The organism is Kitasatospora sp. NPDC051164 (assembly GCF_044455625.1).
GTDB lineage: Bacteria > Actinomycetota > Actinomycetes > Streptomycetales > Streptomycetaceae > Kitasatospora.
The window spans coordinates 1-12,388 of the sequence record NZ_JBITFB010000082.1 but is presented as its reverse complement, the minus strand read 5'-3'; the positions used below and the strand labels follow the sequence as shown (position 1 = coordinate 12,388).

The following is a 12,388-nucleotide window of genomic DNA, read 5'->3' as shown; positions in this document are numbered from 1 at the left end:
ACGGCACTGGTCGACGGGCTGATGGGTGAGGGGGTGCGGGCGCGTGTGATCGAGGTCGACTACGCGTCGCATTCCGCGCACGTGGAGGAGATCCGTGAGCGGTTGCTGTCCGATCTGGCCGGCATCGTGCCTCGTTCCGGTGCCGTGCCGTTCTATTCGAGCGTGACGGGTGGCCTGTTGGACACGAAGGCCCTGGACGCGGAGTACTGGTACCGCAATCTGCGGGAGACCGTCGAGTTCGAGCAGACGACCTGCGGGCTCCTCGCGGCCGGGCACCGCGTCTTCATCGAGGCCGGCCCGCACCCGGTGTTGGGCGTGGCGGTGGGGGAGTCGGTGGAGGCCGCTGGTGTGGACGCCGCGGTGCTGGGGACGTTGCGGCGTGAGGAAGGTGGCCTGGCTCAGGTACTGCGTGCGGTGGGCCGCGGGTGGGAGTGCGGACTGGAGGTGGACTGGTCGGGTGTGTTCCCGGCGGGCCGGCGGGTGGACCTGCCGACGTACGCCTTCCAGCGGCGGCGCTACTGGCTGACGGCCCCGGCCGCCGTCCCGGCCGCCCCCGCCGAAGACCGCTGGGACGACCTGGAACTACAGGACCCCGCCCAACTCGCCGAAACCCTCGGGGTCGACCGTGAAGCCCTGGACGAAGTCCTGCCCGCCCTGGCGACCTGGCGCTCCGCCAGGAGCCGTGAACGGAGGGCGGGATCCTGGCGCTACCACGTTGCCTGGGCACCCCTGTCGGTCGCGCCGGCGGACGGCCTCCCCGGTCGCTGGCTCGCCCTGCGTCCCGAGGGCGACGACGCGGCGGCCGTCCTGGGCACTCTCGGCGAGGCCGGAGCCGACCTCCTCCCGTGCGTCGTCGCCGATCCGGGCGCGACCCGCGAACAAATGGCCGCTCTGCTCACGAAGACCGCCGGGGAGCAGCCGATCGCCGGCGTGCTGTCCCTGCTGTCCTGGGAGGAGCGCCCCCATCCCGAACACCCCGACCTGCCCGGTGGTCCGGCGCTGACCCTCGCCCTGGCCCAGGCGCTGGAGGACGCGGGTATCCACGCCCGGCTCTGGACGCTGACGAAGGGAACGGCGGTCCTGGGCGGTGCGGAACGGCCCGGACACGTCGGCCAGGCCGCGTCCGCCGCCCTGGGCCGGACGCTGGCACTGGAGCACCCGCATCGCCGGGGCGGTCTGATCGACCTGCCCGAGGTCCTGGACGTACGGGCCGCCCGCCGCTTGTGCGCGGTGCTCGCGGGAGCCATGGCCGATGAGGAACAGGTGGCGGTGCGCTCCACCGGGGTCCACGGACGCCGTCTCCGGCCCGCGTCGTCCGCGCAGCCGAAGGCCCGTACGGGTGGCGCGGACGACGCGGCCGTCCGGGTGCGGACGCGACCGCGATGGCAGGGCACGGTCCTCGTCACCGGTGGCACCGGTGGCGTCGGCTCGCACACGGCGCGCTGGCTCGCGGGCCAGGGCGCGGAGCGGCTGCTGCTGGTCAGCCGTCGCGGTGCCGACGCACCCGGTACGGACGCGCTGCGGGAGGAACTGACGGCGCTGGGCGCCGAAACAGCCTTCGCGGCCTGCGACGTCGCAGACCCGGCCGCACTGGCGGCGCTGCTCGCCGACATCCCGGCGCGATACCCGCTGTCCGCCGTCATCCACGCGGCGGGCGTCCTCGACGACGGTGTGCTCGACGCGCTGGACCCCGCGCGGCTCGCCGTGGTGCTGCGCGCCAAGCTGACCGCCGCACGGAACCTGCACGAGGCCACCGCGGGTCTCGACCTGTCGGCCTTCGTGGTGTTCTCGTCGGTGATGGGCGTCGTGGGCAACGCCGGGCAGGGCAACTACGCGGCCGCCAACGCGGCCGTCGACGCACTCGTCGCCGCCCGCCGGGCCGCCGGGCTGCCCGGCACGTCCGTGGCCTGGGGCGCCTGGGCCGGGCCGGGCATGCTGGCGGACGAGGTCGCCGCACGGCTGCGGGACTTCGGCATGCCGGTGATGGAGCCCGAAACGGCCGTCACCGCGATCGGCCGGGCACTCGCGGAGGACGACGAACTGGTCGTGGTCGCCGATGTCGACTGGAGGCGCTTCGCCACGGGCAGGGGCCGGTGGACCGCCGCCCTCCTCCACGGGATACCGGACCCGGCTGCCGCGAGGCCCGTCCAGGACACCACCGCACCGTCGGCGGCCCGGGAAGGCGGCGACTCCGCCGACGCCCTGCGGCAGCAGATCGCCGTACTGCCGCGCCACGAGGACCGGGTCAGGACCCTCACCGAACTGGTACGCACCCACGCGGCGACGGTCCTGCGCCACCCCGACGTCGACACGGTCCAGCCCGGAAAGGCGTTCTCCGCGCTCGGCTTCGACTCGCTGACGGCGGTGGAGCTGCGCAACCGGCTCGCCGCCGTCACCGCACTGGCGCTGCCCGCCACCGTCCTGTTCGACCATCCCACACCGTCGGCACTGGCCGACCGGCTGCTCGCGGACCTGGACCTGCCGGACGCCGCGAGCGGCACCGCCGGGCCCGCCGGCTCCGTCGATGCCGGGGCGAGCCGGGCGGCGGCACCCGGCGGCAACGAGCCGATCGCGATCGTCGGCATGGGCTGCCGCTTCCCCGGCGGGGTCGCAGGGCCCGAGGACTTCTGGCACCTGCTCTCGAATGGCACCGACGCCGTCGGCGACTGGCCGTCGAACCGGGGCTGGGACACCGAGGGGCTGTACGACCCCGACCCCGACCACGCCGGCACCACGTACAGCAGGCAGGGCGGCTTCCTGCACGACGCCCCCGAGTTCGACGCGGAGTTCTTCGGCATCTCGCCGCGCGAGGCACTGGCCATGGACCCGCAGCAGCGGCTGCTCCTGGAGACCGCCTGGGAGGCGGTCGAGGGCTCCGGGCAGGACCCGACCGCGCTGAAGGACCGGCAGGTCGGCGTCTACATCGGTACCAACGGCCAGGACTACTCCGCGCTGCTGCAGGGCGCCGAGGGCGTGTCCGAGGGCCATCTGCTGACCGGGAACACGGCCAGCGTGCTGTCCGGGCGGCTGTCCTACGTCCTCGGCCTCCAGGGACCCTCGCTCACCGTCGACACCGCGTGCTCCTCGTCGCTGGTGGCGCTCCACCTGGCCGTGCAGGCACTGCGGCGCGGCGACTGCGAGCAGGCCCTCGCGGGCGGGGTGACGGTGATGAGCACCCCGCGGCTCTTCGTGGAGTTCAGCCGTCAGCGCGGGCTCGCCGCCGACGGACGGTGCAAGGCGTTCTCGGCGGACGCGGACGGCACGGGCTGGGGCGAGGGCGCCGGAGTGCTGCTGCTGGAGCGCCACAGCGACGCCCTGCGCCACGGCCACCCCGTACTCGCGCTGGTCAGCGGCACCGCCGTGAACCAGGACGGCGCCAGCAACGGGCTCACCGCCCCCAACGGCCCGTCCCAGCAGCAGGTCATCCGCGCCGCGCTGGCCGACGCCGCGCTGCGCGCCGACCAGATCGACGCGATCGAGGCCCACGGCACCGGCACGAGGCTCGGCGACCCCATCGAAGCGCAGGCGCTCCAGGCCGTCCACGGGCCGGCGCGCCCGGCGGACCGGCCGCTGTGGCTCGGCTCCGTGAAGTCGAACATCGGGCACACCCAGGCGGCGGCCGGGGTGGCCGGAGTGATGAAGATGGTGCTGGCCATCCGCCACGGCGAACTGCCGGGAACCCTGCACGCCGGGACGCCGAACCCGCACGTCGACTGGTCCGACGGTGCCATCCGCCTGCTCACCGCGCACACCCCGTGGCCGGAGACCGGGAACCCACGCCGGGCAGGCGTGTCGTCGTTCGGCATCAGCGGCACCAACGTGCACGCGATCATCGAGCAGGCACCGGCCGTCGCGGTCGCGCCCGCCCCGGAGCGGACCGACACCTCGGCCGTGCCCGCCCCGGACACCGCCACGACGGCCACCGCGCGCCGTGCCGCCCCACCCGTGCCGCTGCTGCTCTCGGCCGGCGCAGCGGAGGCCCTGCGGGCACAGGCCGGCCGGCTGCTGAGCCGGCTCGATGCCGACCCGGACGCCGAACTGGCGGACGTCGCCTACTCGCTGGCCACGGGACGAGCCCCGCTCGAACACCGGGCCGCCGTCCTGGGACGGGACCGGGTATCCGTCCGACGCTCGCTCACCGCACTCGCGCGCGGCACAGCAGCGGGCAACCTGCTCACCGGAGGCGCCATACGCTCCGGCCGGACCGCCTTCCTCTTCCCGGGACAGGGCAGCCAGCGGCCCGGAGCCGGCGCGGAGCTCTACCGCGACGACCCGGTGTTCGCCGACGCCCTCGACGAGGTGCTGACCGGCCTGGACCCGCACCTCGACCTGCCCCTGCGCGACATCCTGTTCGCCGAGCCCGGAACCCCCGGTGCGGCGCTGCTCGACCGCACCCGGTACACCCAGCCCGCGTTGTTCGCCCTGGAGACGGCGCTGTTCCGGCTCGTGCAGCACTGGGGTGTGCGGCCCGACCTGCTGATGGGGCACTCCGTCGGCGAACTCGCCGCCGCCCACGCGGCGGGCGTGCTGGACCTGCCCGATGCCTGCGCGCTGGTAACGGCCCGGGGCCGGCTCATGGACGAACTGCCCGAGGGCGGGGCGATGGTGGCGGTGGAGGCCACCGAGGAGGAAGTACACCAGGCCCTGCTGGACGACCGCACCGGGCACCTCCTCCCGGAGACGGAAGCGGACCGGGACCCGGGCCGGGACGCGGTGGACATCGCCGCCGTCAACGGGCCCACCTCCGTGGTCCTGTCCGGTGACGCGGACGCGGTGCTACGCCTGGCCGGGGCGTTCCGCTCCCGCGGACGGCGCACCCGCCGGCTGAGCGTGAGCCACGCGTTCCACTCCGCCCGGATGGACGGGATGCTCGACGCGTTCCGGGACGTGGCCGAGTCGCTGACCTACCACGCGCCCGGCATCGAGATCGTCTCCAACCTGACCGGGCGCACGGCCACGGCCGCGGAACTCCGTTCCCCCGAGCACTGGGTGCGCCACGTCCGGGGCACCGTGCGTTTCCTGGAAGGGGCCCGCCGGCTGCGGGCCGAGGGCGCGACGACGTACCTCGAACTCGGACCGGGCGGCGTGCTGTCCGGCATGCTTCACGCCTGCCTCCCCGACGCCACGCCCACCCCCGGCGGCCCCGGCGGCCCCGGGACGGTGCCGCTGCTGCGCGACGGCCGCGGGGAGCCGGACGCGGTCCGCACCGCACTCGCCTCGCTGCACCTGCGCGGCGTGGCGGTGGACTGGTCGGCGGGCTGGAGCGGCACCGACGTGCGGCGGGTCGACCTGCCCACCTACGCCTTCCAGCGCAGGCGCTTCTGGCCGGTGGCCGCGCCGGACCCGGCCCCCGCCGCCCGGCGCTCCCGCCGGGAGACCGAGGTCCCCGTCGGCCCCCGCCGCTACCGCATCGCATGGGAGCCGCTCACCGCGCCCGCGGAGCCCCGCCTCTCCGGCCGCTGGCTGCTCGTCACCCCGGACGGACCCGGTGCCGAGGACACCGCACTCGCCTGCGAACAGGCGCTCGCCGGACACGGCGCCGACGTGGCCGTGATCCGGGTCGGGGCCGCCGCCGAACGCGCCGAACTGGCCTCGCTACTTGCGGAGTTCGGCTCCTTGGAGGGCGTCCTGTCGCTGCTGGCCCTGGCCCAGGGCCCCCGCCCTGGCCTGCCGATGCTCGACGCCTGCCTGACCGGGACCCTGCTGCTGCTCCAGGCCCTGGGCGACAGCGGCATCGACGCACCCCTGTGGTGCGCCACCCGCGGCGCGGTGGCAGCCGACGGCACGGAGGAGGTCCGCCCCGAGCAGGCCCAGGTGTGGGGCCTGGGCCGGGTGGCGGCACTGGAGCACCCGCTGCGCTGGGGCGGCCTGGTCGACCTGCCGGACCTGCTGGACGGGCCCGCGCTGGACGGGCTGTGCGCGGTGCTGGCCGGACGGGACGGCGAGGACCAGGTGGCCGTACGCGCGCCGGCACCGTTGGGCCGTCGACTCGTCCCCGCGCCGGAGCCCGCGACACCCGCGCCCGCACCGTGGACGCCGCGCGGCACGGTCCTCGTCACCGGCGGCACCGGAGGCCTCGGCGCCCAGGTGGCGCGCTGGCTCGCGGAGCGCGGCGCGGAACACCTCGTCCTCCTCGGCCGGCGGGGCCCCGAGGCCCCCGGAGCCGACGCGCTGGTCGACGCCCTGGCGGCGCTCGGCGCCCGGAGCACCCTGCTGGCCTGCGACGTCGCCGACCGCACCGCGCTGGAGCGGGTCCTGGGGCGGCTGCGCGACGAGGGCGACACCGTACGGGCCGTGGTGCACACCGCCGGACTCACCTCGGACACCGCGCTGATGGACTGCACGCCGGAGGAACTGGCCCGGCGGACGGCGGCCAAGACGTGCGGCGCGGCCCACCTCGACGCCCTGTTCGAAGACCGCCCGCTGGACGCCTTCGTGCTGTTCTCCTCGATCTCGGGCACCTGGGGCAGCGGCGGCCAGGGCGCCTACGCGGCAGCCAACGCCTACCTGGACGGCCTCGCCGCGGCGAGGCGCGGCCGGGGCCTGACGGCGACCTCGGTGGCCTGGGGCCCCTGGGCCGGAGCGGGCATGGCCGAGGGCGCGGTCGGCGACGGCCTGCGCCGTCACGGGCTGGTGCCGATGGCCCCGGCAGCGGCGCTCTCCTCGCTCGGCCTGGCGCTGACCCTGGACGAGGGCGAACCGGTCGTCGCCGAGCTGGACTGGAGCCGCTTCGCGCCGACCTTCGGCTCGGTCAGGGACAGTGCGCTGCTGCGCGGCCTGTCGGCCGCCCCGGAGCCCCGGGCGGCGGACGGCGACCCCGCGGACCCGGACACCTCCGCCGGGTCCGGACCCGGCACGGGCGGCGACCCGTCGTGGCTGCACCGGCTGCACCGACTGTCCGAGCCCGAGGGCCGCAAACTGCTGACGGAACTGGTGCGGAGCGAAGCGGCCGCCGTGCTGGGCCACGAGTCGGCCGCCGGCCTCATCGCCGACCGCCCGTTCCGCGAGCTGGGCTTCGACTCGCTCACCGCCGTCGAACTCCGCAACCGGCTGGTCGCGGCCACCGCTCTGCCGCTCGCGTTCACCACCGTCTTCGACCACCCGACGGCAGCCGCCCTCGCCGCCCACCTCTTCGCCGAGTTGAGCGGCACCGGACCGGACGCCGACGGCACGACCGGCACGGCCGCGACGGACTCCGCGGCCGCCGCCGGCGGCGCGGCCGGGCCCGCGGCGGCCGACGAACCCCTGGCGATCGTCTCGATGGCCTGCCGGTTCCCGGGCGGCGTCCGCTCGCCCGAGGACCTGTGGCAGCTGGTGGCCGACGGAGTGGACGCGGTCGCCGCGCTGCCCGCCGACCGCGGCTGGCCGCTGGACACCCTCTACGACCCGGACCCCCTGCACCCGGGCACCTTCTACACCACCGGGGGCGGATTCCTGGACGGCGCGGCCGAGTTCGACGCGGAGTTCTTCGGCATCTCCCCGCGCGAAGCACTGGCCATGGACCCGCAGCAGCGACTGCTCCTCGAAACCAGCTGGGAGGCACTGGAGCGGGCCGGACTCGACCCCGCGTCGGTCCGCGGCAGCGAGGGCGGCGTCTACGTCGGCGTCGCCGCCCAGGGCTACGGCACCGGCCCGCAGAACCCGTCCGACGAGATCGAGGGGCACCTCCTCAGCGGCACGGTCACCAGCGTCGCCTCCGGCCGCGTCGCCTACACCCTCGGACTCGGCGGCCCCGCCGTGACCGTGGAGACGGCCTGCTCGTCCTCGCTGGTGGCACTGCACCTGGCCGGCCAGGCACTGCGCGCCGGCGACTGCTCGTTCGCCCTGGTCGGCGGCGCCGCGGTGATGGCGAGCCCGGACGTCTTCGTCGAGTTCAGCCGTCAGCAGGGCCTGTCGCCCGACGGCCGCTGCCGCTCCTTCGCCGAAGGGGCGAACGGCACGGGCTGGGGCGAAGGGGTGGGCGTCCTGCTCGTGGAACGCCTCTCCGACGCGCGCCGCCTCGGACATCCGGTCCTCGCCCTCGTACGGGGCACCGCGGTGAACCAGGACGGTGCCAGCAACGGCCTCACCGCTCCGAGCGGCCCCGCGCAGCAGCGGGTGATCAGGACCGCGCTGGCCGCGGCAGGACTGTCCGGCGCCGATATCGACCTGGTCGAGGGGCACGGCACCGGCACCGTGCTCGGCGACCCCATCGAGGCGCAGGCCCTGCTGGCCACCTACGGCCAGGACCGGCCCGCCGGGCGTCCGCTGTGGCTGGGATCGCTGAAGTCCAACATCGGGCACACCCAGGCCGCCGCCGGGGTCGCCGGGGTCATCAAGACGGTGCTCGCACTGCGCAACGGCGTGCTCCCCGGCACCCTGCACGCACAGGAGGCGTCCAGCCGGGTGGACTGGTCGGCCGGCGCGGTCCGGCTGCTCGCGGACGCCCGCCCCTGGGACGCCCCGGACGGGAACCGGCCGCGCCGGGCCGGCGTCTCCGCGTTCGGCATGAGCGGCACCAACGCCCATGCCGTCCTGGAGGAAGCACCCGCCGCCGACGCCGGCCCGAGGCCCGACGGCACGGACGGCGAACCCTCCGAGGACACCGGGACCACCGTTCCGTGGCTGCTCTCCGCCATGACCCCCGCGGCCCTGCGCCGACAGGCGCGCCGACTGGGCGAGCACCTGCGGGCCGGCCCCGACGGGGGCGCCGCCGCCCCGGCCCGTGCGCTCGCCACCACCCGCCCCGCCCTGCCCTTCCGGGCAGCAGTCGTCGGCCGCGACCGCGACGCGCTCCTCGGCCGGCTGGACGCCCTCGCGGCGGGCGAACCCGCGCCCGACGCCGTGCGGGACCGGGCGCGCGGCGGCCGTACGGTTTTCGTCTTCCCCGGCCAGGGCTCGCAGTGGGCCGGCATGGCCGCGGCGGCGCTCGACGCCTCCGCGCCGTTCGCCGCCGCCATCGCCGCCTGCGAACGGGCGCTCGCCCCGCACACCGACTGGTCCCTGACCGAGGTGCTGCGCGGCGCGCCCGGCGCGCCCGGCGCGCCGACGCTCGACCGCGTGGACGTCGTCCAGCCGGCGCTCTTCGCCGTGATGGTCGCGCTGGCCGCGCACTGGCGCGACACCGGGGTCACCCCGGACGCGGTCGTCGGACACAGCCAGGGCGAGATCGCCGCCGCCCACGTCGCCGGAGCGCTGTCGCTCGACGACGCGGCCCTCGTGGTGGCGCGGCGCAGCCGGGCGCTGCTGAGGCTGGCGGGACGCGGCGGCATGGTGTCGGTCGCCGCCTCCGCCGAGCGGACCACGAGCCTGATGCCCGCCAGCGGACGCCTCTGCGTGGCCGCGGTGAACGGCCCCGACGCCGTGGTCGTCGCCGGGGAGCCCGAGGAGCTGGCCGCCCTGCTCGCGGCCTGCGACCGGGAAGGTGTACGGGCCAAGGCGATCCCGGTGGACTACGCGGCCCACTCGGCCCAGGTCGCCGAGATCGAGGACGAACTGCGCGAAGCCTTCGCCGGGATACGCCCCCGCGCCTCGGCCGTCCCGCTCTACTCGACGGTGACCGGCGAACCCGTCGCCGGAGAATCGCTCGACGCCGCCTACTGGTACCGCAACCTGCGCGAGCCGGTCGACTTCGTCGGAGCGACCCGCGCCCTGCTCGACGCGGGCCACACCCTGCTCGTCGAGGTCAGCCCGCATCCGGTGCTGCTCGCCGGGATCGAGACGGTGGCCGCGGCGGCCGGGCGGGAGGTGTCGGCGGTCGGCACGCTGCGGCGCGGCGACGGCGGCCGGGACCGGCTGCTGGCCTCACTGACCGAGGCGTGGGCGGCCGGTGGCGGCCCGGTGGACTGGTCGCCCTGGACGGGGGCCCCCGGGCCGGGCGGCCCGGCACCCGTCCTGCTGCCGACGTACCCCTTCCAGCGCGACCGGTACTGGCTGCCCACACCGGGCCGGACGGCCGCCGCGGCCACCACCGCGGCCACCACCGCAGTGCCGGCCGAGGACACTCCGCAGACCGCGGGCGACGAGGACGGCACCCCCGCCGTGCGACTGGCCGCCCGGCTGGCCCCGCTGGACCGGCAGGCACGCCGCCAAGCGGTGCTCGACCTGGTCGTCCGGCACGCGGCCGCGGTCCTCGGCCATTCCGGAACCGGTCCGGTGCGCCCGGAACGCGCCTTCTCCGAGATCGGCTTCGACTCGATGCTCGCGGTGCGGTTCAGGAACGCGCTGTGCGAGGCCACCGGGCTGGCCGTCCCGCCGACGGTCGTCTTCGACCACCCGACGCCAGAGGCGCTCGCCGCCCACCTGGACGCGGAGCTGTCCGCCGCGCCCGAACCGCCCTCGCCGCTGCTGGCCGAGCTGGACCGGCTGGCCGCGCTCCTCGCGGCCGTCCCGCCCGGAGCGGCCGACACCGACGGGGTCGGCGAACGACTGAACGAACTGCTGCACGGCTGGGGCCGGCGCGCCGGCGCACCGGGCGGCGAGGCACCACCGCCGGGACCGGTGGACGACACCGCCACCGCGATGGAAACGGCGACAGCGGACGAGCTGTTCGCCCTGCTCGACAACGACTTCGGAAACGCCTGAAAGAGAGCTGGCACTGATGTCCGACGACAAGAAGCTGCTCGACTACCTCAGGCGCGCCACCGCAGACCTCGGTGACACCCGGAGGCAGCTGCGCGAGGCCGAGCAGGCCCGCCACGAACCGATCGCCATCGTCTCCATGGCCTGCCGCTATCCCGGCGGCACCGACACGCCGGAACTGCTGTGGGACCTGGTCTCCCGGGGCGCCGACGCGGTCTCCGCCTGGCCGGTCAACCGCGGCTGGGACCTGGAGGGCCTCTACGACCCGGACCCCGAGCGGCCCGGTACCTCCTACACCCGGCACGGCGGCTTCCTCCACGACGCCGCCGAGTTCGACGCGGAGTTCTTCGGCATCTCGCCGCGCGAGGCCCTGGCCATGGACCCCCAGCAGCGGCTGGCACTGGAGACAGCCTGGGAGGCGGTCGAGCGGGCCACGATCGACCCCCGCACGCTGCGGCGCACCGGCACGGGTGTCTTCCTCGGGGCGATCGGCAACGGCTACGGCGCGGGTTCGCGCCACCTCCCCGAGGTCCAGGGCCTGTTGGACACCGGGACCGCGAGCAGTGTGGTCTCCGGCCGGATCGCCTACACCCTGGGACTGGAAGGGCCCGCGGTGACCGTGGACACGGCCTGCTCCTCTTCTCTGGTCGCCCTGCACCTGGCGATCCGGGCCCTGCGGGCCGGCGACTGCACGCTGGCCCTGGCCGGCGGGGTGTCGGTGATGGCGACCCCTGACGCGTTCGTGGCGTTCAGCCGCCAGCGGGCACTGTCGGCCGACGGCCGCTGCAAGGCGTTCGGGGCCGACGCGGACGGAACCGGTTGGTCCGAGGGCGCCGGCGTCCTGCTGCTGGAACGGCTGTCGGACGCGCGGCGCAACGGGCACCCGGTGCTGGCCGTCATCCGGGGTTCGGCCACGAACCAGGACGGTGCGAGCAACGGCCTGACGGCGCCCAGCGGCCCGGCACAGCAGCGGGTGATCCGGGCGGCGCTCGCGGACGCGGGCCTGTCGGCGTCCGAAGTGGACGTGGTGGAGGCGCACGGCACCGGCACCACCCTCGGCGACCCCATCGAGGCGCAGGCGCTGCTGGCCACGTACGGTCAGCGGCGGCCCGCCGAACGGCCTTTGTGGCTGGGCTCGTTGAAGTCGAACATCGGCCACACCTCGGCGGCGGCCGGAGTGGGCGGCGTCATCAAGATGGTGCTGGCGATCGAGCACGGCGAACTGCCCAGGACTCTGCACGCGGACCGGCCGACGCCCATGGTGGACTGGTCGTCGGGAGCCGTGGAAATCCTCTCCGAGGCCCGCGTCTGGGACGACACGGGACGCCCGCGCCGGGCCGGGGTGTCCGCCTTCGGCGTCAGCGGCACCAACGCCCATCTGATCCTGGAACAGGCCCCGGCGGAGGAAGCCGGACCGGCGGCCGACACTGCGGCCGACACTGCGGCCGACGGCGATGCGTACCCGCTGCCCTGGGTGCTGTCGGGGCGTACCGACGAGGCGTTGCGCGACCAGGCGGCCCGGCTGCTGGCACACCTGAGCGCCGGTCCCGCACCCCTGCGGGCCGCCGACACCGGCCGCGCCCTCGCCCTCACGCGGACCGCCTTCGAACGGCGCGCCGTGGTGGTGGGCACCGACCCGGACCGACTGCTCGACGGCGTGAAGGCGCTGGCGGAGGGCCGCTCGGTGCCGGGCCTGGTGCGGGGCGACGGTGTGTCGTCCGGTCGGGTGGCGCTGGTGTTCCCGGGTCAGGGTTCGCAGTGGGTGGGGATGGCCGCGGAGCTGCTGGCCGGGTCGGCTGTGTTCGCGGGGCGGATGGCGGAGTGCGAG

At 75.8% G+C, this 12,388-nt stretch carries 2 protein-coding genes; both read left to right on the top strand.

Going from position 1 to position 12,388, the window contains the following annotated elements; genetic code table 11:
• The first annotated feature begins 45 nt into the window (after positions 1–45).
• Entirely contained in the window at positions 46–10,563 is a 10,518-nt protein-coding gene (locus ACIBEC_RS46880; RefSeq protein ID WP_396290821.1) for an SDR family NAD(P)-dependent oxidoreductase, read from the top strand.
• Between the two features lie 16 nt (positions 10,564–10,579).
• Positions 10,580–12,388, top strand: a 1,809-nt coding sequence (locus tag ACIBEC_RS46875) for a type I polyketide synthase (RefSeq protein ID WP_360509963.1), incomplete at its 3' end; no start/stop codon positions are given.